The organism is Methylotuvimicrobium buryatense (assembly GCF_005931095.1).
Classification (GTDB): domain Bacteria; phylum Pseudomonadota; class Gammaproteobacteria; order Methylococcales; family Methylomonadaceae; genus Methylotuvimicrobium; species Methylotuvimicrobium buryatense.
In genome coordinates this window covers 3,173,555-3,197,735 of record NZ_CP035467.1, presented here as the reverse complement: position 1 = coordinate 3,197,735, position 24,181 = coordinate 3,173,555, and the positions used below count along the sequence as shown (strand labels likewise).

Here is a 24,181-nt window from a genome sequence, read left to right as displayed (position 1 = left end):
GGAGCCACATAGTAAGATTCGATGCCATGGATGGCTCCCCCTCTCTTAATCCACTGCCATTAAGTTAATCCGTCGCAGAATAAGTAATGCAAGCATTCGAGCTCGAATGTGCTTCAAGAGGCTGCCATCCATGGCGGAATGACGGAGTCTCCTTAACTAAATTGCAGTATTCTCACAATCTAAACGATAAAAGACGAGATCTGTCCGGTATTCGGTTAAGTTTTAGTGTTTCGGTAATGTAATCCCGCCTTCCTCGACGATTAGCGCTTTTTTCAGCATGTCGCTAGCCGACGGGTATTTTTCGTAAATGTCGCCGATCGTTTTGTAATAAGCAATCGTATCGAATGGCTGCTTGGCCTGCCGTTTGGTGATGTCAGCCAGTATGGCGCCGAATTCCGGCGTTGTGGTCACGACGCGCAAGCCTTTGACGATACTCGTGGCCGAATCGACCAATACGAGATTGAACGGCAGATAGCCGGGGCCGGTTGCGACAGTTTCATCGCCGGCTAAATGAATCGTGAAGGCTAAGTCCGACCATTCCAAAAAATTATCGATCTTAAACAAAAAAAACAGCGCATCGTTTTCGGTAAACAGTCCGAACGAACACGAGCCATTCAAAAAGGAATCGATTTGCTGTTTATTCAGCGAAAAATTAAAAGTTAGCATCGGTGTGCCGTTGACCAGAATCACGCTCATGCCTTCGTCGGGCAGATTGTGCTCGAATCGTTCGCCGACCGTTAATTTCATAATATCCGACATATCAGTATTTCCGCGAATGCGTGTAGAGGTTATTGAATAGGCGGATTGCAACTAAAATCAGCGCTTGCGTGATTTGTGTGGCAGGCACCCGGCTTGGATTTTCCGAGGCATAATCATCGACCGCTGCGTTCATAAATGCAATGAGTCCGGATTGCGGGGTTTCATCGTGTGTTCTTGAAATCATCCTTTCTTGCAACGAGTTCCGGATTTTATCGTCCATGTCTTGATTTTTCTTCACGGCTTGCAATTCGGTATCGAGTAGCATCGCTTGTTTTTGAAGCCAATCGATATCAAGTTCGTTTTGTGCGGGCAGAGGGCCGAAGGCTTTTTGAAATACGCAGAGCAAGTCGAAGCACAAATCCATGAACAAATGCGCCATGTCTTGGTTTTGCTCGGCAATGATGCCGGGAAAAATACCGAACAGCATCTGCGCGAGCATCGTCTGGTCGGATTGGAAGTTGGCTATGATTTTTCTGCCGGTTGTTTCGTCGATGCTTTTGGCGTATTCGAGGGCTTGATAAAGCTCTCGGTCTGTGAGTGCTTGCATGATTTTTCCGATAATGAAGTCTGTTGTGGAATGATATCATTTGATGCGACGCAATAGAAAATACCGTCTCTATGTAGGAAAAAGGTTACACGTCGGACGGTGATGGCATTTACTCCCTTCATACTGAAAACCGTTCAAGCTCTAAAACGCTAAGCACTCAAACAGGGAATCGCTGCCATTAACGGGGCTTTTTACGAGTTTCCGGGAGCCGTGTCATAATTTTAAAGCTATGCGCAAATACGTTAAAATATTTACGAAAGGCACGAAAACAAGAGTCAAACACAATTGCCGTGCCTGGTAGTACACCGGCCTATGGTCTGTACAAAACTTAGTTTCGTAGGCGTCGATCGTTATTTCGAAAACTTCGTGATGCTCGGGGATAGCGATCGAAACTTACATCAAAAACTTTTCTTATCAAAATGGCGCGTCATGCAAGTCTTGCTTTATAACGAACTGAATCCGAAAACGATACCCGGCTTTACCAAGTTGAAAAACTATCTCGAAGCCGGCGATTTCAAGTCTGCCGACGTCAAAAAGGTCGGCGATAATTTGTTTCGCGCTCGTCTCAATCGTAGCGATCGGCTGCTGTTTTCGATTTATCGCCATCAAGGCCAAGCCTACGCGTTGATGTTGGAATTGATCAAGGGCCATGCCTATGAAGATTCGCGGTTTTTACGTCATGGAGCAACGGTCGACGAAGATAAAATTCCGGTGCTGAACGCCCCTGACGAAAACGTCGGGCAAGACTTGGTGTATCTGAATACGGGGCATCAGTGCTTTAATCTGCTCGATAAAATTATTTCCTTCGACGATAGCCAGCAATCGATTTATGCGCTGAATCCGCCGTTGATCGTGATCGGCTCGGCCGGTAGCGGCAAAACCGCATTGACGCTGGAAAAGATGAAGCAGGCGGTCGGCGATGTCCTTTATGTTACGCAATCGGCCTATTTGGTCAAAAATTCCCGCGATCTTTATTACTCGCATCATTACCGGAATGATGATCAACAGGTCGATTTTCTGTCGTTTCAGGAATTTCTCGAAAGCATCAAGGTGCCGGAAGGTAAGCCGGTTACGTTTCAACATTTCCAACAATGGTTCGGCCGTCATCGGCAAGGCGGCCAATTCAAAGATGCACACAAGCTGTTCGAGGAATTTCGCGGCGTCATCACGGGGCCTGCCACCGATAAAAGCTGGCTCAGCCGCGAGGATTATCTGGCGTTGGGGGTCAAGGAATCGATTTTTCTGGCCGAGGAGCGCGAAGCGGTTTACGGCATCTTCGAGAAATATCTGGAATTTTTACGCGAAAATCGGCTTTACGACAGCAATGTCGTCAGTCACGATTATCTGAAGATCAGCGAGCCGCGTTACGATTTTGTCGTCGTCGACGAAGTTCAGGACCTGACCAATATTCAGCTTTACCTGATCATGAAGTCGTTGCGGCAGACGCAGGATTTTATCTTGTGCGGCGATTCCAATCAGATCGTACATCCGAATTTCTTTTCCTGGTCCAAGGTTAAGACGCTGTTTTACAAACAAGAAGACTTGCAGGGTTCCGAAGACCTGATCCGGATTCTCAATACCAACTACCGCAATTCGCCGCAGGTTACCGACATCGCGAACCGGATTTTGAAGATCAAAAACCGCCGCTTCGGGTCGATCGACAAGGAAAGCCATTACTTGGTCGAAAGCAACGGACATACCCAGGGCGAAGTGCTGTTTTTACAAGATAACGACAAAATCAAACAGGAATTGGATAAAAAAACCAAGGCTTCGACGCTGTTCGCCGTGATCGTGATGACCGCCGAACAAAAACCGATGGCCCGCGAACACTTCAGCACGCCGCTGGTGTTCACGATTCAAGAAGCCAAAGGATTGGAATATGAAAATATCATTCTGTACAACTTTCTAAGCCTGGAAGAGGCGCGCTACCGCGAAATCAGCAAAGGCGTCAGTCAGGCCGATTTGGAATTAGATCTCAAATATGCGCGCGGTAAGGACAAAACCGACAAGTCGCTGGAAGTCTACAAATTCTATATCAACGCCTTGTATGTCGCGCTGACCCGGGCGATCAAGAATCTGTATTGGATAGAAAGTAACCCGAAACAGCCTTTGCTCGACTTGGTGGGGCTGCGCGATGCCAGGGATTCGTTGGAGTTAGCAAACCAAAATTCGAGTCTCGACGATTGGCGGCAAGAAGCGCATAAACTCGAATTGCAAGGCAAACAGGAGCAGGCGGATCGTATACGTAGCGAGATTCTGAAGCAAAAAACACCGAATTGGCAGGTCATTGCCGGTGAAAATCTGGAAAATCTGAAGCAACAAGCGCTCGTCGACAATAATAAGAAAGCCAAAATGGCACTTTTCGAATACGCCTTGGTTTATGAAGATCGTAACCTGATTAACCAATTGATCAAAAGCGATTTCAAGCCCGCGCAAAATCCCGTAAAGGGCCTGCAGATGCTGCAACAAAATCATTATATTGCCTACACCTTCAAGAAACCCGATGCGGTGTTGAAGCAGGTCGATTTGTACGGCCCCGATTTTCGCAATGTATTCAGCCAAACCCCGTTGATGGTTTCCGCATGGACGGGAAATGTCGAAGTGGTCAAGGCGCTGTGCGAATTGGGAGCCGATACCGAAAAAGTCGATGGTAACGGCCTGAATGCCTTTCAAATCGCTCTTGGTCAGAGCGAGCGCGACGAAGCCTATGCCAAAAAGAAATTGGCCGAGATTTACGAACAATTGGAGCCTTCCAGTATGAGCATTCAGGTTGACGGGCGCCTGATAAAGCTGGATCAGCACTTGATGGAATTTTTTCTGCTGAATTTAATGATCGCGCTGTTTTACCGGGTCATGCCTAAAAAAATGCATTATCGACTCGAGGGCTTCGCGACCCAGGATATACTTGATGCGATACAACACATCCCGAATATTATCTTGCCCGAAAGGCGAAAAAAAACGCGCTTATCTGAGCAGTATTTTGTCGAAGAATGAAATCAACCGGGATGACAAATACAATCGAAAACTGTTTTACCGGGTCAGGACCGGCTACTATATTTTCAATCCGAATCTGGCGCTGAAGGTCGAAGGCGAGTGGGTCAATGTTTATGATCTCTTGTTATTGGATCGGCTCGCTCCGGATTATGAACACCAACATAGCGGTTGGGGAATCAAACTGGACGAGATCAGAGCAAAGAATATGGAAAATTGTAAAAACCAGTTGAGGGCGTTGTTGGTGAATATGATGGGCGGTTAATAACATAGTTTGAATACTTGGAGCGCACTTGCTTGAATGCCGCTTCTTGAACATGTGCCCTGTATATTAACCTCTAAAGCTAAACCGATCTTTTCTGAATCCAATGTAATTACCGTGTTCCCAAACTCAGCGTCGCCGTGATGCCAGGCTCCTTCCTGACGGGGTTCAGTTCGGTCGCGAGTAGGAAGATCCGGTTTCCTGGGATACCGCCTTCGGCGATCAGGTAATTTTGTATTGCTCCGGCTCTGCGTACCGCCAAGTCGTTTAGTCGCTGTTGATCGGGTTCCAAGGTCGCCTCGAGTGTTTGCCGAGCGATTTCGTAAAAGTCGCCTTGTTCGGGGTTTTTTAATCTCGGTCTGCCGAAGAACGAATAGTCGGCCAGCATCGGAAATTTTTCGATGAAGAGTTGCGCAAGCAAACGCTGCTCCTCGTCTTCAGAGAGTGTGACATATTCCGCGCGGATTCTTCTACCTTCCGCTCTGAGTTCTTTCGCTCTCATCGATTTCAGTTGATCGTTCAGTGCTTCCGAGCGTAGTGCCGGCCAGTCCAGAGCCTCGAAGGCGGCGCCTCTGATTTCTAATCTGAGAGCCAGTCTGTCTTTCAGTGCCTTGGCCAGTGCGTCGAGCTTGGTTTGTTCGGCCTCCGCGATCCTGGTGCTACCCGGTTCGAAAGTGATTGTGCTTAAATCCTGTTCCGCGTCAAACATCGATGCGATGGCTCTGAACGGCGATGTGGCTATGTTTCTTATTAGGTTGCCGAGCGCTCTCATCACCAACGAGCCGACGCTGAATTCCGGATCGTCGAGACTTCCAGTGATGGGTAAGTCGATACTGATTTGTCCTTTGGAGTCTTTCAGCAATGCGATCGCTAAATTCAACGGTAGCGATACCGCATCGGGGTTTTCGACTCTCTCGCCGAGCGTGAATTGATCTATGAAAAGATTATTCTGTGCGTTGAGTTTGCCTTGGTCGATCGTGTATTTGAGATCCAGTGACATTTGGCCTCTTTCGATTTTATAACCGGCAAATTGAGCCATGTAGGGAGTGACCAGCGGCAACGGCATGTCCTTGAAGTTTAATTCGATCGCTGAATCACCGCTATCCATTTGATAATTGCCGGCAATGCTGACATCGGCCAAATTATAAACCTTGCCTTGCAGCGACAACTCGGCGGTAGCGCCGGGTTTGGATGAAATGCCGGACAAGACGCCGTCAAGATTATTCATTTGCGTGACGAAAGGTAGTATCAAAGAATAATCGGCGAAGTCGGACAAGCCTCTTCTGACCTCGATTCGGCCGACATGATAATGGATGGGTTTAGCGGGTTCGGCTTCGGTCTGTTCGGTTTCCGGAGTTTCGGTCGCTACGATAATATCGTTGAAGTTGGTCGTTCCGTCTTTTTTGATCAATACGCGAATGTAAGGCCGGTCGAAGCGGATGTCTTCAAAAATGAACTGATTAGCCGCTAGGTCAATCGAAATACTGCCGAGGTCAAGCTTGCGCCATTTGACGAAGTCCCTGCGTTGAGCTTGATCGCGAGTTAACAGCCTGTCTATATGAGCATCGCCTCGAAATTTCAAGTCCAGCTCGTCCTGTTCGTCGATGGCTAATAAAGCCTGACCCTGAGCGGAAAAATCGCCTTCTATGAGGTCCAAACGAACATGATTTTCCAAGTAGGGTTGGAAAGTTTTTAGCGCGATCGTGTCGACTTTAAGATCGAGATCGGCCGAGAGCGGGGCAGGGGCTAGTTGACCTTCGATGTCGATCGAGCCGGTTTCGTTGACCTTCGTGTGCAAACGCAGCGGTAATTTTTGATCGGTTTGATCCGTTAAGTGCTCGATGCCGATGGACAGACCGGACAAGGTGAGCGGAACAGGCGTTTTTTGAGTTTTGTCGGTAAACGCTATTCGATAGCCGTCGATAGTGAGCAAGTCGAGCGCGAATTGCCAGGGTTTGCTATCGGGTGTCGGTATCGGATCGGTTTGTTTGGTGTTCTCGTTACCGAATAGAGCTAGATAGTTAAATTGACCGTCCGGGTTGAGCCAGGCTTTCAGCTTCGCGTCTTTCGATGTCAACGACGCGATATGAATGCGCTGTTTAGCGGTATCGGCCTTGATACCGCTAGCTGTTATTGCCGGAATGTTGATGAGTTCGATATCTTGCCCGTCCGCCCCGAATTTGAGTTCGCTAAGATCTATTTTGCCTTTTTCGATTTGGACGGCCATGTCAGGAGCTATCGTTACATCGGCTGTAACCGTTAAAAGGCTCAACTCGGTTTCGAGTCTTTCGGTATGCGGCTTGAAGGCCATTTTCAGTTTGTTAAGATCGAATCGGCTTTGATCTATGTTCAGTTTGAGACCTTTTTCGGTGCTTTCGGCTGTATAGACAGCATCGAAAGTCATGTTGCGCGCCGATAATTCCGGGATGTTGGCAGACGGTTTGGACGGTTTCAGGTTAAACGTATCGATGAGCAGTTTGGCGCTATCGGTGCTGGCTTTTAGATCATCGCCGGACATTGTTAAGGCGTAGTTGGTTCCTAACTTGATGGATTTAACTGCAATTTCGGCCCTTTGGCCGGGGTTTGCGGCGATATTGAGGTTCAGATCATCGGCTTTGAGTTGATTGGGCGTTGCTGTTTTGATGGTCAAATCGTCACCGGTCTTTGTCAATGCAAAGTTGGCGCCTAAATTGATCGATTTGACGGCAATATCAGTCTTTTGGCTTGGGCGTGTGGTCATATTAAGAGTCAGATCATCGACGCGGAGTTGGTTGTCTGTTTCGGTTTTGACCATCAGTTCGCCGTTTGAGACCGTCATTAAGTAACCGGCTTCGAGCTTGATCGACTTGGTTGCAATGCCGGACGTTTGATCGGGCGCTGTCGCGATGTTGAATTTGAGATTGTCGACGTCAAGCACGATGGCTTTGATTTCGGCGGTTAAGCCGTCTTCAGCGGCAGTGAACGCATAGTCGGCAGAAAGATTCAGATCGCCATCATCGACTTTGATATCGCCGGCCTCATGTAAAAAAAGCTGTCCGATTCGCGACAAACCAACTTTTTCTACTTTAATCGAGCCTTGCGATTGCAGCGGCTTGAGTGAGATAGAGCCTTGCCAATCGAGCGTACTTTTCGAGTCAGAAACAAACGAAAATTGCAAAGGGGCAGGCGTGGGATCGACCGAATTCAATCCGGCGAGCGTCAGATAGATTGAGCCCAGAGTTTCTTTTTGCGGTTCGGCAAGTTGTAGATCCTCCCAAAGGACAGAGCCATCCAGAATGGCTAGGCCGCTTAGCCGGAATGCCGATATTTCGGCATCTTTTTCGATAGGTTGTTCTTCCGGGGCGGCTTCGATTAAATCGGCGAAATTGAAAACGCCTTCAGCGTCCTTGGCGATTCTGACGAACGGTTCGATCAAGGTGATTTTTTCGATGATAGGCTTAAAATGAGCGATCGAGTTAAACCCGGCGATATCGATATAAAGGTCTTTGAAGGCCGCGAACGATTGTCCATCGGTTTCTTTTAATTCGAAGCCCTGTATAGCCATTTCCAATGTGAATGGGTTGATCGCAAGTTTCTCTACGGCGGCTGTGCGCCCGGTTTCCTGGTTGATGATTTTAGGGAGTTGATTTTTCAGAACGGCCGGCAAGATCCAAAAGCCGGCGAGTGCATAAAATGCAAACAAGATCGAGAGGATTGCGGCGGGTTTGATCAGGTGTCGTAATCCATTTTGTATCCGTTCGGATAAATCAGCGGTATTCATTCGGCCTCCGCGTCGCCATGAAAAATTTAGTGGTTGTCGTTATTTTATACCCCAAATGAGGATTGAGGGGGATTAAAGGTTAAAGGTGAAAGGTGAAAGGTGAAAGGTGAAAGGTGAAAGGTGAAAGGTGAAAGGTGAAAGGTGAATGGTGAATGGTGAATGGTGAATGGTGAATGGTGAATGGTGAATGGTGAATGGTGAATGGTGAATGGTGAATGGTGAATGGTGAATGGTGAATAGGCGGCTCGAGAGGGGCGTTTAGTGTTCCGATGTTTCCCTAGTTGCTATGCAATTAAAGTACGCAGCCCGTATGCAGCATAGCGGAATACGGGAATGGTGTGGCTCCGAATTTCCTGGATTGTGCTAAGCTCTATCCGGGCTGCGTTGCTTAGATTAGCCGGAAAAGGCTCGATCTTTAAAACAGAAAGTTGTTATCGACGCTAGCCTTGAACTTATCGATGGGTTCTGAGGGCAGGGTGCAGGAAAGACTCGAGTTTTTGCCGGACGATGCGGGGGTTCTCGCTTTCCTGTACCGCTAAGATTCCTTCAATAATCATTTCACGGATAAACATTTCTTCTTTATCTTTTTGTTTGAGTTTATTGCCCATTGGGCTGAATACTAGATTGCCTAATAAAGAACCGTAGAGCGTCGTTAAAAAAGCTACCGCGATCGAAGGGCCTAATTGCGAAGGATCGGATAAATTGCCCATAACGCCGATTAGACCGACGACGGTTCCTATCATGCCCATGGCCGGGGCCACGCCGGCCATTGTCGACATCATTGCAATACCTGTTTGATGGCGCTGCGAAGTCATTTCATTATCGTTTTCCATGACGCGCCGGACTTCATCCGGTGCGATGCCGTCGACAACCAACATCAACGCATTCCGGATAAACGGGTCCTTGATCTTTAGCATATCCTCTTCCAATGCCAGCAAGCCCCCTCGGCGAGCTCGGTCGGCTAATTTAACGAATAAATTAATTTGCGCATGCGGATTGGGCTTTTCCATTCTGAAGCTTTGCCAAATATATTTGGGTAACATAGCGAAGGTTTTTAGCGGGTAAGCCATCATTGTCGCACCCAGCGTACCGCCGGCGACTAAAATGATCGACGGTCCGTTGATTAAGGAAAAAGGGTTTCCGTGGTCCAGCAATACAGCGACGGCAATCGCGCATAAGGCGACAAATGGGCCGAAGATGGTTGCAAAATCCATGTAGACAGGTTGTTTCACAGGGTCTCTATTTATTAGTTTTATGGCTAAGATTGCATGGCATGATGCAAATATCTGCAAACTTCATGGTTCCAGAAAATTATTTGTCACAAAATCCTTCGTAAAAAGCAGATGTGCCCGTTCAGAGTTCAAATGCGCGTTTATACCCTTTGCTAGTCAAATTTCGGCGTCGGGGGTGCCCGTCAAAGGACGCCGTGAATACGTCCATGTAGGCTCTATGACAGCATCCATGCTGCCAAAGCCTTTGCCGAACACCCCGACGCCTCCATACGCTAATGCCGAAATTTGAAGTGCGATAGGTATACATGCAGGATGGTATTCATGGTTTTGAACGTTTCGAGGAAATAATGCGATTCTGAATGTCGGACATTCGATACCTGTAAAAATAGCACAGAGTTCGTTTTGATAATTGGATTTCGGACAAAGATTGAAAATGCTTAACACGGAAAAGACAGGATCAAAGAGTAAACCGCTTACGTAACATAGCAAAATGTTACTTTATAAACTATAAACCTAAAAAGAGCAGTTGGCATGTGTTGTAGGCCGTTCGTGATGAGCGAAGTCGAAGTATGAGCGGATTCCAAGCGCCACCCTTTGGCTGAGCATTCTAAATCCCGTTTGCCCTGAGCCTTGTCGAAGGGTGGGCGGGATTTAAAATGCTCAACATATTTTAGGATGAGTGGAAGTGCTCGCTGTCGTCGATTGATTTGGTTCAGCATCCTTCGCATCGGATTACGAACTTGCATCGGTGGCTTGGCCTTTAATGATATTACTGACGATGTCGATCGGCAGCGGAAATACGATCGTCGACGATTTTTCTCCGGCGATTTCGGTCAACGTCTGCAGATAGCGAAGTTGTATGGCTTGTGGCTGTTGCGCGAGTATCGTAGCGGCCTGCAATAATTTTTCCGAGGCTTGCATTTCGCCTTCCGCATGAATGATTTTCGCGCGGCGGGTGCGTTCCGCTTCTGCTTGTTTGGCGATAGCTCTTACCATGCTTTCGTCGAGATCGACATGCTTGATTTCGACATTCGCGACCTTGATGCCCCAGGCGTCGGTTTGCTGGTCGAGAATGGTTTGGATATCGATATTCAATTTGTCGCGCTCGGCCAGCATTTCGTCCAGTTCATGTTGGCCCAATACCGAGCGAAGCGTCGTTTGCGCCAATTGGCTGGTAGCTTCGTAAAAATTTTCGACCTGAATGATCGCCTTGTCGGGATCGATAACTCGGAAATAGACCACGGCATTGACCTTGACCGAGACATTGTCGCGCGAAATGACATCTTGCGACGGCACGTCCATGACGATGGTACGCAGGTCGACCCTGACCATTTGTTGAATGAGCGGAATCACGATAATAAAGCCGGGGCCTTTGACTTTGTAAAAACGGCCAAGCGTGAAAATAACGCCGCGTTCGTATTCACGTAAAATTCTAAATGCGCTGATCAACAACAATAATACGAAGCTGCCGAAAATTAAACCGAAATATTCAAACATCTTTGTGCTCCTGGTTGGGCGTGGAATTAACCTCGAGTATAAGGCCGTCCCGGCCGATTACGCGAATCCGCTGGTTTTTTTTGAGTGATTCGCGGCTGCGGGCTTGCCATATTTCACTGTGGACCCGCACAGGCCCCGTATCGGTAAAGTCGGCAAGCACGATGCCGGTTTCGCCAAGCAATTCTTCCCGGCCGGATACGATGGGCTTTTGCCTGGATTTTAACAACATGCCCAAGGCGAAAATTAAAAATGCTGCGCTGGTAAGCGCGAAAGCGCCGACTAAGGCAATGTCGATGCCGAATCCGGTGGCATCGGTATCCATTAGAATGACAGAGCCGATCACGAACGCGGTCAAACCGCCGAAACCGAGTATACCGATACTGGGTACGAAAGCTTCGGCAATCATTAATGAAATGCCTAATAAAATCAGTGCGAAACCGGCATAGTTAATCGGTAATACTTGGAACGCGAAAAGGGCCAGTAACAAGCTAATACCGCCGATGGTGCCCGGGACGATGGCTCCGGGATTGGAAAATTCGAATATCAGGCCGTAAATTCCGGCAATCAGTAAGATATAGGCGATATTCGGATTAGTAATTACTGCCAGTAATTCGCTGCGCCAGTCTGGTTCTAAGGCTTGAATCGCCGCATTGTCTGTTGATAGGGAAATATCGCGCCCGAGTACGTTGATTTTTCGTTGATCGAGTTGTTTTAGCAAATCGTATCGATCGGTTGCTAGAATATCGATCACATTGAGTTCTAGGGCTTTTTCGGCAGAAAGGCTTGCCGCTTCTCGAACGGCTTGTTCTCCCCAATTGGCGTTTCTGCCGCGCATTTCGGCCAGGCTTCTGATATAGGCGACTGCGTCGTTAATGGCTTTTTGCGCCATCGCGTTTTTAGGCGATTTGCTAGAAGAGGTCTGGTCGACGGATTGATCTTTGTCGGGTTGTTCACCGGGCGTTTCGGTTGGACCGATCAATTGTACCGGTGTTGCGGCGCCAAGATTGGTTCCCGGCGTCATTGCGGCGATATGGCTTGCGTAAAGAATATAAGTTCCGGCGCTGGCGGCTCGTGCCCCGCCCGGTGTGACATAAGTGATCACCGGAATCGGCGAGGCGATGATTTTTTTAATGATTTGCCGCATGGATGTGTCAAGGCCGCCCGGCGTGTCGAGTGTGATCAAGATCGCTTTAGCTCCGGATTCGGAAGCCTTGTCCATGCTGCGCTCGATATAGTCCGAAGTCGCAGGACCAATAGCATCTTGAATGGTTAATTGAACAATCGGTGTTGCGGGAATGGCAGCTTGATTATTTTCAGCCGAGACGGAATTGATAAACATAGCCATGACAAAAAGTAGCGGCAGAACTGTGCGGCGGTCGATGTGTCTTTTCATGAATGGCTACCTGATTATCCAAGCAGAAGCGGCTATCTCGAGTCTACGCCATGAATGGCTTATCGGCAATAGTTGTTATTTGTTCGGCTGGCGTTTGCCAGGAAAGGTGTCGAGTTTGTCGCTCTAACAGGTGTCGGATGTTAGGATGAGGTTATAGGAGCAGGGGCGTCCCTTGACGGTGATTCCCGCTCCGAATTTTTCTGGTTCCCACGGTCCTCCGCTCATCGTTATACATAAATTGTAGGGTACGCTACGCGTACCAAAGCCGTGCCCTGGCGGTTCGGTTGGCACATGACTATCGCGGGGTTACCATGGTACGCACAGCGTACCCTACGCGGCTGTGTTGTTTGATAAAATTGCGGATATTAAACGTCAGTGGCTTCGATAGTCGCGACGAAGGCGTCGCTCCCACAGGAGGCCGGATGCTCTGTGGGGGCGATCCCCTGATCGCGATTTCGAAGTCGGGTACGTTAGGTAGCAATAAATGGTATCGAAGTCGCATTAGCTAAGATGGGGTATTTACGACTTATGTATAACGACGAGAGCTCTAGCTTGGGAGAAACACCTCGGAAGCTCCAGTTTCCTGAGACCGACACAACCTCCGCTCACTCTCAATCAACCCCGACTCGCTCGTTCAATTTTTCTTGATTGTCGGGAAGCTAGAGCTTCCTGAATAGGTTACCCAAGCTAGAGCTTGGGTAACAGCATATTTTAGTTTTTACGACTACGACTGGCCCCTGCTCCAGCAATTCCCAATTTGGAGATCAAAAAGGGTGTGGGATATGCTTGGCGAGGATGTCGGCAGCAGGGCAGATTTTTGCTCCATGCAAAATCTGCATTCACGCCATCCTTGGCGTTCGAGCTGCCGCCAAGCCCCCATGGATGGGTTTACGGCGTTCCTCGACAGGCATACCCCACACCCTAAAATCGGCGAAACTGCTCAAACTGGGAATTGCTGCCCCTGTTCGGACACTTGGCTTCGGCAAGCTGAAGCATCTTGCTAATCAGGTTCCATTAAGAAAGCCAAGTTGGTTTTCAGCTAACTCCTCTCTTTAATTTTTAAATTAGGAGAAGTAAATACTCGCACCACCGAAGGCGGATTTTATTTCGCTTTTAACCGGGTCAATGCTTCGGTGACATGCGGTTCGATGGCTTGATACAGAACCTGGTGCATTTTCGGGTTGCCGGCAATGACGTTGCCGGTTTCCATGTAATTATCTTGGAAGGCAAAATCGGTGGCGACGCCGCCGGCTTCCTTGATCAGCAAAATACCGGCCGCCATATCCCAAGGATGTAATCCGATTTCCCAAAAACCGTCGAGTCTGCCGATTGCGACATAGGCTAAATCGAGTGCGGCCGCTCCGGCACGGCGTATGCCCGCGGAATCGGCATGTATGGTCCGGAACATGCCAAGATAGGCATCGAGATGTTGCTGACTTTTAAACGGAAAACCGGTTCCGATCAGTGCGCCTTTGAGTCCGGTTTGATTGGTCACGCGAATGCGGCGGTTATTCATCATCGCGCCGCCGCCGCGTTCGGCGGTAAACAATTCATCGCGTAACGGATCGTAAACGACGCCGAGCTCCAGTTTGCCTTTGACTTGCAGTGCTATTGATACGGCATAGACAGGAAAACCGTGTAGGAAATTGGTTGTACCGTCCAGCGGGTCGATAATCCAAACGAAATCGTTGCCTTTGTGTTCGCCGCTTTCTTCAGCCAAAATAGCATGATCGGGAAAGGCGGTTTTAATAATTTTTATGATTTCCTGTTCGGCCATGCGGTCGACTTCGGTCGCGAAATCGTTGATGCCTTTCCGGTTGATTTGAAGTTTTCCGACATTGTCGGCCGAGCGGGAAATTATCTCACCGGCGTTTCTGGCGGCGCGCACGGCAATATTGAGCATGGGATGCATGATATTTGATACGAAGCTGAATTAGAAAATATCAATAGCATATCAAATCTTTTGTTAAAATTTTCTGTTTTTTCAAATGGCGGGGCTACGCATTGTTGTCGAATATTAAAATCGTATTGGTCGAAACCTCTCATCCCGGTAATATTGGAGCGGTTGCTCGAGCCATGAAGAATATGAACCTTAAAGATTTGGTTTTGGTTGCTCCGAAGCAATTTCCCTGCGCGGATGCCACTGCCAGAGCTTCCGGGGCGGATGATATTTTGAGTTCCGCTTTGGTTTGCGACAGCTTGCAAGAGGCTGTCGCCGATTGTTCCATTGTGGTAGGAACCAGTGCTCGTTGCCGAACGATTAGTTGGCCGGAGTTAACACCTAGGGAGTGTGCGAATCTCTTGAAAACGGAAGCGATCGATCATAAGGCGGCAATCGTATTCGGTAGAGAACACTCCGGGTTGAAAAATCATGAATTGGACCTGTGTCGTTATTTATTGCGAATCCCGTGCAACAAAGATTTCAGTTCATTAAATCTTGCCGCCGCCGTGCAAGTCGTCAGCTATGAGCTCTTCGTGGCTTCAGGCCAGGACTATGAAGTCACTGTCGGTGATAAAGGCAAAGGCTTGTTGGCGACAGCCGCTCAGATGGAAGCGTTTTATGAACACATGATCGAAGCGCTATCCGATATCGGCTTCATGCATCCCGATAAATCGAAGTCGGTGATGCGCCGTTTGCGTAGAATCTATAACCGGGCTCGTCTAGAGAGTAAAGAGGTGGACCTATTACGCGGAATTTTACGAATGTCGCAAGGCAATAAAAAGAAGGGCTAATTATGTGGCGAGAAATCAAAGAGAATATCGATTGTGTGTTTGAACGGGATCCTGCCGCACAAACGGTGTTTGAAGTGATTACCGCTTATCCCGGTTTTCATGCGTTGTTGATTCATCGAGTCGCGCATTTTTGTTGGCAAGCCGGTTTTCGATGGCTTGGGCGCTTTGTCTCGCATGTCGGTCGTTGGTTGACCGGGATTGAAATTCATCCGGGCGCGACGATCGGCAGACGGTTTTTTATCGATCACGGCATGGGGGTCGTAATCGGCGAAACTGCAGTGATCGGCGACGACTGTACGCTTTACCATGGTGTTACGCTAGGCGGAACCTCATGGAACAAAGGTAAGCGTCATCCGACCTTACATGACGGCGTTGTAGTAGGCGCCGGCGCGAAAGTATTGGGGCCGATAGAAATAGGCGAGGGCGCGCGTATCGGTTCGAATTCGGTTGTCCTGAAATCGGTTCCGGCCGGTGCGACCGTGGTTGGGATACCGGGGCATGTGATCGACCCTAAGGCTAAAAAGCCTGATTCTCATCGAAAAAAAATAGTCGCGAAAATGGGCTTCGATGCTTACGGCACGAGTGACGACATGACGGATCCTGTCGCTAAGGCGATCAATCATATGTTGGATCATATGCAAGCAGTCGACGGGCAGCTTGAAGTCATGAAAAAAGCGCTAAAAGACGCCGGTATCGCATGTCCGGATCAGTCGATTCCGGAAGAGGATTATAAGAGCGATAAGTTGGATGAGATTTGAAAAGTTTAAGGGGCAAGGGGCAAGGTGAAAGATGAAAGATGAAAGATGAACATCTGCTGTTTTTCTTGCTCTTGGGGGACGTTATACCTTTGGCGCTTCAAATTTCGGTAGTGTCCAAGGAGGCGTAGGGGCGAGTGTCCGACAAATGCTTTGCTAGTATCCGCCATATGACGGGTGCCCCGGTGCCGAATTTTGGTCTACGATCGGTATAATTCAAATGAGTTTTTTTCAAAGTTGACTAATTTGCTTGGTTAAGTATAGTAATGCGCATTGATTTGCTATTTGAGGATTAGGTTGTGCGATTAACCACAAAAGGCCGCTATGCAGTTACAGCCATGCTTGATCTGGCTTATCACAGTCAGCAAGATCCGGTCACTTTAACCGATATCGCGACTCGTCAGACCATTTCGTTATCTTATTTGGAACAGCTGTTTGCTCGTTTGCGTAGAGCCGGCATGGTTACCGGTGTGCGTGGGCCCGGCGGGGGGTATCGTCTGAGTCGTGCGGCGAGCGAGATTAATATCGCCGAAATCATCGAGGCCGTCGATGAACCCCTAGATACTACCAAATGTGCCGGCGAAGGCAATTGCCAAAACAACAAAGCGTGTTTGACTCATGACTTATGGATGGGGCTTAGCGATCAGATTCGGGGATATTTAAAAGGCATCAGCCTCGGCGATTTGTTGACGAGGCATCATGTTCAGGAAGTTGCTAAGCGGCAGGAACAAGATGCTAAAGTGGTTGAAATTCATCGGCAAGAAAGAGTCAGCGCTTAAGTCTTCGAACGCATGGTCTATCTCGATCACAATGCTACGACGCCGCTCGATGATCGCGTTTTAGAGGCGATGCTGCCGTTTTTGAAATCCTTTTACGGTAATCCGTCGGCCCTGTATCGGATCGGCCGGTTATCGCGTAGCGCGATTGAAGCGGCTAGGGAGCAAGTTGCTGCGCTCGTCGGCGTCTCTCCCGGTCAGGTAGTCTTTACCAGCGGGGGTACCGAGTCGAATAATTTGGCATTGAACTCGATCAAGAGTCATACGCGGCTATTGATTTCCAGCATTGAACATCCATCGGTTACCGAGCCCGTCGAACGCTTGCGAAATCGTAGTTGCTCAGTCGATATTCTGGCCGTGAATGAAAACGGTATATTCGATCGCGAATCTTTCGAGCGATGCTGTGCGAACCGGCCTAATTTCGCCTCTTTGATATTGGCCAATAATGAAACCGGCGTGATACAGTCTATCGCCGAGTGGGCCGGCATGTTACGCGAACAGGGAACAATAGTGCATGCCGATGCGGTGCAGGCGGCCGGAAAAATTCCGTTGGCCTTCAATGCGCTCAATGTTCAGTTAATGTCTATATCCGGGCATAAAATTTACGGTCCCAAAGGTAGTGGTGCGTTGATCGTCGAAAAAGGCACAGAACCGGAACCTTTGCAGCTCGGTGGCGGTCAAGAGCAAGGTTTTCGAGCAGGTACCGAAAATGTCGCGGCAATCGTCGGCTTCGGTAAAGCGGCAGAATTAGCACTTGCTGAAATGTCGCAATGGCGAAACCAAATGCTCGATTTAAGGCAATTGTTGGAGCCGGGACTGGCGGAGTTGAACGCAACCATTTTCAGCCAAGCGGTAGAACGATTGCCCAATACCGTGCAATTCGGGATTGACGGCGTCGATGGCGAGATGTTGTTGATGCAACTCGATAAAAAAGGCTTTGCGGTATCGAGCGGTTCGGCTTGCGCCAGTGGCGGCGGCATGCCGAGTCCGGTATTGACGGCGATGGGTGTTGCCCGGGATTTAGCTAAAAGCGCTTTGCGCGTCAGTTTGGGTAAAGCCAATACCGAAGCGGATATTACCGATTTTGTGAAATGTTTAAAAACTATTTTGAATCGAACCTAATATTCATGAAGGCCCGGTCATCGCCCCGGCAAATGAAAGATCTCTGGTGGCGGAGGGCGCGGTCACTCGCCCGACAGGACGCCGTGAATACGTCCATGTAGGCTCGACGGCGGCTCCCTGCCGCCGACGCCTGTCGATCGAGCAACCGCACCCTCTCTGGAACCGGCATTACCAGAACTGAGTTTTGTATATTGAAAAATTAGATAATGGGTCTAAATCTACGAACTTTCACAGTAACGTTAAGAGGTGTTGAATGGCGATTTCTTTAACCGAGAGCGCGGCAAAACAAATTAAAAAACAATTGGACAAACGCGGCAGCGGCGTGGGTTTGAAATTAGGCGTTAAAAAATCCGGTTGTTCCGGTTTCGCTTATACGATCGATTATGCCGATGAAGTGCATGAAGGCGATCGGGTGTTCGAACAATACGGGGTTAAGGTCATTACGACGCAAGACGATCTCGCTGTGATTGATGGAATCGAGTTGGATTATCGCCGCGAGGGCATCAACGAAGCATTCAAATTCAATAATCCGAATGTCACCGGCATGTGCGGTTGCGGCGAGAGTTTTTCGGTGTGATTCCTGTCCAGAAATAGAAAATTCAAAGCGAGTACCGTAGGGTGCGCATCGCGCACCTTTCCACGGTACAGAACCCGGCATAGCTCCCGACCCGGGTGCGCGATGTGCGCCCTCCACCTAACGCTTTATAATCCGTGATCACCAATAATTTCCAAAATATTTAGAGATTAAAAAGCGGGGACATAGAAATTTAGCTAAAATCGCTTTTTTTTCGGCCGCCTTGGTTAATCTCCTCATTTTGCTTCAACTCTTTTGCAGCAAAAGTCTTCATTCGGAACCTTTCGTGCTCAATCATTCTCATCTGTATACTCGACATGATTCCCGTCGATTGATTCAGCCATTCGTTGCAATCATAGGCGGCGGTCCAGCCGGGCTTATGGCTGCTGAGGCGTTAAGTCAAAGCGGCGTTCGGGTCGATGTTTACGATGCGATGCCGTCGGTGGGCCGTAAATTCCTGATGGCCGGCAAGGGCGGCATGAATATTACGCATTCCGAAGCCTACGATATTTTTTTATCGCGATACGGTAAGCGAAGCGGCGTCATCAAGCCGATACTCGATGCGTTCGGTTCCGATCAGCTTATAAAATGGTTGCGCGACCTCGGTGTCGAAACTTTTATCGGCAGCTCCGGGCGCGTATTTCCAACCGACATGAAAGCAGCGCCCTTGCTGCGCGCCTGGTTGCATCGTTTGCGCGAAACGGGCGTTAATTTTCACATGCGCCACCGTTGGCAAGGTTGGTCCGAAACCGGCGAGTTGATATTTTTAACGCCTCAAGGCGAAAAATCGATTCGCGCCGATGCCACGGTTTTGGCATTGGGCGGTGGTAGTTGGTCGAAACTGGGTACGGATGGTGTTTGGGTTGATTGTCTGGTTAATCGTAATATTCCCGTAGCGCCTCTTAGACCGTCGAATTGCGGCTTTGAAACGGCCTGGAGCGATCGATTTCGCGAGGCTTTTGCCGGACAAGCGGTCAAATCTGTGGCGGTAAGCGTCTCTGCAGGGGGTATCTCGCATCCTTTGAATGGAGAGTTTACTATTACGCAATACGGTGTCGAAGGCAGCTTGATATATGCTTTTTCGGCGCAATTGCGCGAGCAAATCGATGTAACCGGTCAGGGGCTGATGCTATTGGACTTACTACCCGAAACCGAATTACAGGCCTTGATTAAGAAATTATCCCGGCCGCGAGGCAAAAATTCTCTGGCCAATTTCTTAAGAAAATCCGCCGGCATAAAAGGCGTTAAAGCCGCATTGCTGCGCGAATTAGCCGATGCGGACGATTATCGCGATATGCATCGATTGGCTGCGAAAATCAAAGCTTTACCGATTCGATTAACGGCAACCCGGCCGCTGGACGAAGCGATCAGCAGCGCAGGCGGCGTGATGTTCGAAGCGCTCGACGACTGTTTGATGCTGAAAGACCTGCCAGGCGTATTTTGCGCCGGCGAAATGCTCGATTGGGAAGCGCCGACCGGCGGTTATTTATTGACGGCTTGTTTTGCGAGCGGTTTTGCGGCTGGACACGGTGTTTTGGAATGGTTGGGTGATTTAGATAGCTGTGAGCTGTGAGCGGTAAGCAGGGAAAGAGGAAAGAGGAAAGAGGAAAGAGGAAAGGGGAAAGGGGAAAGGGGAAATTAGGGCTTGACAAGTGGTTAAAATGCCGCATCATTTCACTATTCACTATTCACTATTCACTATTCACTATTCACTATTCACTATTCACTATTCACTATTCACCGCTCACCGCTCACCCTAAACCGGCAAGCCCAGTATCGCTGTTGCGATCGAGAAATAAATTAATACCCCGGCCGAATCGGCGATCGTCGTGACGAGAGGTGCGCTGGCTGTGGCAGGGTCCCAACCTAAGCGATTCAGTATAAACGGTAAACACATGCCGACTAGACTGCCTACGATTACAATTGACACCATGCTTAATCCGACGACCAGCGCAATTTCATCGCCTCCGCGGAAATGACCGACCATAGAAATAGCTATTGCCATGGTTAAGCCCAAGCCGGAAGCGATAACCAACTCCCTTCCCAGTAAGCGACCCCAATCTTTAAGGTCGACGTCACCGGTCGCCAAGCCGCGAATAACTAAGGTCGCCGCTTGGGATCCTGCATTACCGCCGCTGCCTACCAGAACCGGCAAGAAAAACACCAGAACGACGTACGCTGCGATCGTGTCTTCGAAAAAAGCAATTCCCGCTCCGGAAAATAGATTGCCGAATACCAGTAAAATGAGCCAAACGATGCGTTTGCGATATAGCGTGAGTAGCCGAGCGTCTCGAAAATTTCCTTCCAAATTACCGATTGTCGCGCTTTTATGCATGTCTTCGGTGGCTTCGGCTTCGGCGACATCCATCGCATCGTCATAAGTAATGATGCCGACCAAACGGCTTTCGCTATCGATAACCGGCAAGGCCAGTAAATCATAGCGGCTGATGGTTTTTGCCGCGTCTTCTTGCGCGGCATCGACTGAAACCGTGACGATATCGGTCGTCATGATGTCTTGGATTTTGACCGTTTGCGGTGCCAAAATTAGTTCTCTTAGCGATACCGTGCCTAACAGCTGGTGCTGGCCGTCGGTAACGAAAATTTGATAAATCGTTTCAGCGCCCGGAGCGGTCGTGCGGACGATATTTAATGCTTCGCTAACTTTGACATGGGCAGGGATCGCCGCATAGTCGCTGGTCATGATCGCGCCGGCGGTGCCTTCGGAATGGCTGGCCAAGCGACGCAAGTCTTCGCGTTCTTTTTTGGCGATAGAACGTAACACGCCGTCATGACGTTCTTCAGGCAACAGATTCAATAAGTCCGCACCTTCGTCGGCGTCCATGTGTTTTAGCAACAACGATACGTCGTCGTCGCTCATTTCCGCAGCCAGTTGCTCCTGCAACGTATTGGGTAAATAACCGAACACACTGGCGCGTCGTTCGTAAGACAAAAATTTTAGAATATCCAGTGCGGTCGGTAAGGGTTCTTGCTGGATTAGATCGCACAAATCGGCCGGTTGAAACTCCTCTAAAAATTGCCTGACAACCTGATAATCCTTACGTTCGATCGAGTGACGCAGAAATGATTCGATGATCGGATGAGTCATGATCGACAGTTCCTTTTGAATGGTTTATTGGCGTATGCGAAAACCTGCGAGCATGATTGGTTTGCTGCCGGGTGCGTGGTTGGGAAAACATATCGGGCCGGTCCTTAAAGTAAGACCGGTTTGGCGTCATAAATGCTGTTACATGCGAGGGCAGTTTACTTAACGCTTGGCGCGCTTGTCAATCGGCCGGGCAGTACAGGTTCTCCGCGGATTATGCATTGATTTGTCGGCTGCGAGTAATCCACGAGTATTCGTTTGTCATTAAACTGTAACATTTCAGTCATATTATGGCGGCCGGTTAAACAACATCACCGGATGACATCTCCATTTATATGAAATTTAAAAAACTTTCCATTGCGATCATGTCGGTACTGGGGGCGGCTATTTCGCCGGATGCTGCGTCGCTCGAGCTCTATGTCGATATCGAAACCAAACAATTGTATGCAGAGCCGGGGCCTAATCGGACGAAATTAGGCGATTTCGAAAGAGTTGACGACAAGGCGTCGGCAAAAGCCGATAACGCTATCGCAAATCGAGCGGTTTCAGGCAAAGAAACGATGCAAGACGAGCAAGCGCTTCCCGAGGATATGGACGTCAAGATGGCGCGTGCCCGTGCAGTCGATGTCGACCCTCACGTCGATACGCGTGCCGGCGTACATACGCCGCGGAAACTCAAGGAAACGCCCGAAGACCATTGGTATGACCGGATTAACCTGAGGGGCTATACGCAGATGCGCTATAACCATCTATTTTCGGGCGATCGTGTCGGCAGTAGAGACAACCCGGAATTACGTTCGGTAATGGACAGTGGAGTCAAAGACAATCAAAACTTTACGTTCCGTAGGGTGCGTTTGGTCATTTACGGAGACATCAGCAACTTTTTGTATCTCTACATACAGCCCGATTTCGCGACGACGGTGCGAAATCAGAGCGGAGGAGAAAGCAGTTTGCATTTCGCGCAATTACGCGACGCCTATGCCGATATCTATTTGACGAAGGATCACGAATATCGGATCCGTGCCGGTCAATCGAAAGTGCCGTTCGGTTGGGAAAATCTTCAATCGTCTCAAAATCGTATCGCATTAGATCGAAACGATGCAATCAACAGTGCGGTACCGAGCGAGCGCGATCTCGGTTTGTTTGCTTACTATACGCCAACGCATGTCCAGGAGCTTTGGAAAGACTTGAGTAAGAAAGGTCAGAAAACTTCAGGCGACTACGGCGTTCTCGGTGTCGGTATTTATAACGGCCAGAGTCTGAATAAAGAAGAAGCCAATGATGGCATGTATTTCGTGGCGCACTCGACTTATCCTTTCGACCTGGGATTCATGAGCGATAGTCTAAGTGGGCAGGTTCTTGAAGTCGGTGCCGATGCGTTTTCGGGTAAATTCAAGCCGACTTTCGGAAACTTCAAAACATTCGATGACTCGATCAACATATCAGGAAGCACAATCGAAGCAAATAGCGGAAAAAACAGAGACTTCACGGAGCAGCGTGTAGCCGTCCATGCAATTCTTTTCCCGCAACCTTTCGGCTTCCAGGCCGAATGGAACTGGGGTAATGCGGGTGCCTTGAACGTCGACAATGCAAGGATCGAACAAACGTCTCTTAGCGGCGGTTATGTGCAGGCGATGTACCAAATTGATGACTTTTACGGTAACTGGATTCCTTATGTCAAATGGCAAACCTATCGAGGCGTTTGGAAGGCCAATGCGAACATGCCGAAAATGGAAGTCGACGAACTCGAGATCGGTGTCGAATGGCAGATCATGAAGGCGCTGGAATTAGTCGTCAATTATTCGCATATGAATAGAACCAATATGAACAACAGCGCGTTCGGTCAAGCGGAAGGCGACGTGTTTCGTGCTCAGTTGCAATGGAACTACTACTGATCAAGACTGATCTTAGTTAGCAGTTAGCAGTTATACCCATCGCACTTCAAATTTCGGCATTGACGTATGGAGGCACCGGGGTGTTCGGTAAAGGCTTTGACAGCAGGGATGCTGTCACAGAGCCTACATGGATGTATTCACGGCGTCCTTTGGCGGACACCCAGGCGCCGAATTTTGATCTACGACGGGTATAGCAGTTAGCAGGGTATGCGTCTCGTTTTTCTTGCTGCGAGCGTTAACTTAAGAAAGTCATTAAAATCCGAATGGTTACGGTACAGTTAGTGTTCACTGAAAAATACCCGCCATTCGGTGGTTAAAAAGTACTTTACATTTGAAAATTATCGCGATAAAAAGCAATTTTTTCTTGAGGGTATTATTTATGGCAGGATCTACGTCGGACGTTTTGTCGGATGATATGGATTTTGAGGATGAGGATGAAGTTGGCAGCATCGATGATTCCGATGAGCTGTTAGCGGATAAAAAAGCAAAGTCGGCTTATGACAAAGTAGATGCGCGCAGAAAAATTGAGCTTTATTGGGAAAAACGTAAATTGAAAGAGGAATTCGGCGATATCGATGATTTCGACTTGGATTTTTAACCGTAAGTCAATCAAAGTAGGCTTATAAGGCTTGTCAAAGGGAGACCTAATAGGCTCATGGTGTAAGTATCGACCCCGCTGACAAATTAACGTAATACTGGCATCCCCTTTAAAAAAGGGGTGTATTTAAAAAATCTCACCTAGCCCCTCTTTTTCTAAAGAGGGAGATTGAATACTTACCTTA

The 24,181-nt window shown here is 48.7% G+C and carries 18 protein-coding genes; 10 read left to right on the top strand and 8 right to left on the bottom strand.

The annotated features are described in order from the left end of the window. Window positions 1-222 precede the first annotated feature (222 nt). Window positions 223-759 (bottom strand): hypothetical protein, encoded by a 537-nt coding sequence (locus EQU24_RS14310; RefSeq protein WP_017838842.1) that lies wholly within the window; start codon window positions 757-759, stop codon window positions 223-225. 1 nt (window position 760) lies between these two features. After that, window positions 761-1,306 (bottom strand): hypothetical protein, encoded by a 546-nt coding sequence (locus tag EQU24_RS14305; protein ID WP_017838843.1) that lies wholly within the window; start codon window positions 1,304-1,306, stop codon window positions 761-763. Window positions 1,307-1,618: 312 nt separating this feature from the next. Between EQU24_RS14305 and EQU24_RS14300 the strand changes: the two genes are divergently transcribed. Then, window positions 1,619-4,300 carry a UvrD-helicase domain-containing protein gene (locus EQU24_RS14300; protein WP_201764840.1) on the top strand — a complete coding sequence of 894 codons (2,682 nt, stop codon included), beginning with the start codon at window positions 1,619-1,621 and terminating at the stop codon, window positions 4,298-4,300. Further along, a complete protein-coding gene (locus tag EQU24_RS22750; RefSeq protein ID WP_201764841.1) occupies window positions 4,287-4,562 on the top strand; it encodes a hypothetical protein in 276 nt (91 codons plus the stop codon). Before EQU24_RS14300 ends, EQU24_RS22750 begins: the two co-directional genes overlap by 14 nt. Window positions 4,563-4,671: 109 nt before the next feature. Here the strand turns inward: EQU24_RS22750 and EQU24_RS14295 are convergent, their stop codons facing one another. The 5 genes from EQU24_RS14295 to suhB all read right to left on the bottom strand — a co-directional run bounded on the left by EQU24_RS14295 (window position 4,672) and on the right by suhB (window position 14,353). Continuing rightward, complete coding sequence (locus EQU24_RS14295) at window positions 4,672-8,319, bottom strand: DUF748 domain-containing protein (protein ID WP_017838844.1); 3,648 nt, start codon at window positions 8,317-8,319, stop codon at window positions 4,672-4,674. 452 nt (window positions 8,320-8,771) lie between these two features. Beyond that, window positions 8,772-9,551, bottom strand: a complete 780-nt coding sequence (locus EQU24_RS14290) for a motility protein A (RefSeq protein ID WP_014149214.1) — start codon at window positions 9,549-9,551, stop codon at window positions 8,772-8,774. 732 nt (window positions 9,552-10,283) lie between these two features. After that, entirely contained in the window at window positions 10,284-11,048 is a 765-nt protein-coding gene (locus tag EQU24_RS14280) for a slipin family protein (RefSeq protein WP_017838846.1), read from the bottom strand. Further along, window positions 11,041-12,441 carry an NfeD family protein gene (locus EQU24_RS14275; RefSeq protein WP_017838847.1) on the bottom strand — a complete coding sequence of 467 codons (1,401 nt, stop codon included), beginning with the start codon at window positions 12,439-12,441 and terminating at the stop codon, window positions 11,041-11,043. Before EQU24_RS14275 ends, EQU24_RS14280 begins: the two co-directional genes overlap by 8 nt. Before the next feature lie 1,102 nt (window positions 12,442-13,543). Further along, entirely contained in the window at window positions 13,544-14,353 is an 810-nt protein-coding gene (suhB, locus tag EQU24_RS14265) for an inositol-1-monophosphatase (RefSeq protein WP_017838850.1), read from the bottom strand. A 92-nt stretch (window positions 14,354-14,445) separates the two neighbouring features. Here suhB and EQU24_RS14260 point away from each other — a divergent pair, with 92 nt between their 5' ends. From EQU24_RS14260 to EQU24_RS14235, 6 genes are all read left to right on the top strand, one after another. Then, on the top strand, window positions 14,446-15,174 hold the full coding sequence (locus EQU24_RS14260; RefSeq protein ID WP_017838851.1) for an RNA methyltransferase: 729 nt from the start codon (window positions 14,446-14,448) through the stop codon (window positions 15,172-15,174). 2 nt (window positions 15,175-15,176) lie between these two features. After that, window positions 15,177-15,932, top strand: a complete 756-nt coding sequence (gene cysE, locus EQU24_RS14255; RefSeq protein ID WP_017838852.1) for a serine O-acetyltransferase — start codon at window positions 15,177-15,179, stop codon at window positions 15,930-15,932. Window positions 15,933-16,228: 296 nt separating this feature from the next. After that, window positions 16,229-16,708, top strand: coding sequence for an Rrf2 family transcriptional regulator (locus tag EQU24_RS14250; protein ID WP_026129957.1), 480 nt, complete (start codon window positions 16,229-16,231; stop codon window positions 16,706-16,708). A 12-nt stretch (window positions 16,709-16,720) separates the two neighbouring features. Further along, window positions 16,721-17,827 carry a cysteine desulfurase family protein gene (locus EQU24_RS14245; RefSeq protein WP_017838854.1) on the top strand — a complete coding sequence of 369 codons (1,107 nt, stop codon included), beginning with the start codon at window positions 16,721-16,723 and terminating at the stop codon, window positions 17,825-17,827. 253 nt (window positions 17,828-18,080) lie between these two features. Then, on the top strand, window positions 18,081-18,404 hold the full coding sequence (locus EQU24_RS14240) for a HesB/IscA family protein (protein WP_014149206.1): 324 nt from the start codon (window positions 18,081-18,083) through the stop codon (window positions 18,402-18,404). Window positions 18,405-18,732: 328 nt separating this feature from the next. Further along, window positions 18,733-19,974, top strand: coding sequence for a TIGR03862 family flavoprotein (locus EQU24_RS14235; RefSeq protein WP_026129958.1), 1,242 nt, complete (start codon window positions 18,733-18,735; stop codon window positions 19,972-19,974). A gap of 183 nt (window positions 19,975-20,157) precedes the next feature. On the opposite strand, the gene mgtE is transcribed toward EQU24_RS14235, so the two are convergent. Then, window positions 20,158-21,507, bottom strand: coding sequence for a magnesium transporter (gene mgtE, locus EQU24_RS14230; RefSeq protein WP_017838857.1), 1,350 nt, complete (start codon window positions 21,505-21,507; stop codon window positions 20,158-20,160). Between the two features lie 332 nt (window positions 21,508-21,839). Between mgtE and EQU24_RS14225 the strand changes: the two genes are divergently transcribed. Then, complete coding sequence (locus EQU24_RS14225; protein ID WP_017838858.1) at window positions 21,840-23,399, top strand: porin; 1,560 nt, start codon at window positions 21,840-21,842, stop codon at window positions 23,397-23,399. A gap of 379 nt (window positions 23,400-23,778) precedes the next feature. Next, on the top strand, window positions 23,779-23,997 hold the full coding sequence (locus EQU24_RS14220; protein ID WP_017838859.1) for a PA3496 family putative envelope integrity protein: 219 nt from the start codon (window positions 23,779-23,781) through the stop codon (window positions 23,995-23,997). The last annotated feature ends 184 nt before the right edge of the window (window positions 23,998-24,181 follow it).

Bases quoted from the DNA above. Each gene is read 5' to 3' on its own strand.
- EQU24_RS14310 (WP_017838842.1), bottom strand. From the start codon at position 759: ATGTCGGATATTATGAAATTAACGGTCGGCGAACGATTCGAGCACAAT.
- EQU24_RS14305 (WP_017838843.1), bottom strand. From the start codon at position 1,306: ATGCAAGCACTCACAGACCGAGAGCTTTATCAAGCCCTCGAATACGCC.
- EQU24_RS14300 (WP_201764840.1), top strand. From the start codon at position 1,619: ATGGTCTGTACAAAACTTAGTTTCGTAGGCGTCGATCGTTATTTCGAA.
- EQU24_RS14295 (WP_017838844.1), bottom strand. From the start codon at position 8,319: ATGAATACCGCTGATTTATCCGAACGGATACAAAATGGATTACGACAC.
- EQU24_RS14280 (WP_017838846.1), bottom strand. From the start codon at position 11,048: ATGTTTGAATATTTCGGTTTAATTTTCGGCAGCTTCGTATTATTGTTG.
- EQU24_RS14275 (WP_017838847.1), bottom strand. From the start codon at position 12,441: ATGAAAAGACACATCGACCGCCGCACAGTTCTGCCGCTACTTTTTGTC.
- suhB (WP_017838850.1), bottom strand. From the start codon at position 14,353: ATGCATCCCATGCTCAATATTGCCGTGCGCGCCGCCAGAAACGCCGGT.
- cysE (WP_017838852.1), top strand. From the start codon at position 15,177: ATGTGGCGAGAAATCAAAGAGAATATCGATTGTGTGTTTGAACGGGAT.
- EQU24_RS14245 (WP_017838854.1), top strand. From the start codon at position 16,721: ATGGTCTATCTCGATCACAATGCTACGACGCCGCTCGATGATCGCGTT.
- EQU24_RS14240 (WP_014149206.1), top strand. From the start codon at position 18,081: ATGGCGATTTCTTTAACCGAGAGCGCGGCAAAACAAATTAAAAAACAA.
- mgtE (WP_017838857.1), bottom strand. From the start codon at position 21,507: ATGACTCATCCGATCATCGAATCATTTCTGCGTCACTCGATCGAACGT.
- EQU24_RS14225 (WP_017838858.1), top strand. From the start codon at position 21,840: ATGAAATTTAAAAAACTTTCCATTGCGATCATGTCGGTACTGGGGGCG.
- EQU24_RS14220 (WP_017838859.1), top strand. From the start codon at position 23,779: ATGGCAGGATCTACGTCGGACGTTTTGTCGGATGATATGGATTTTGAG.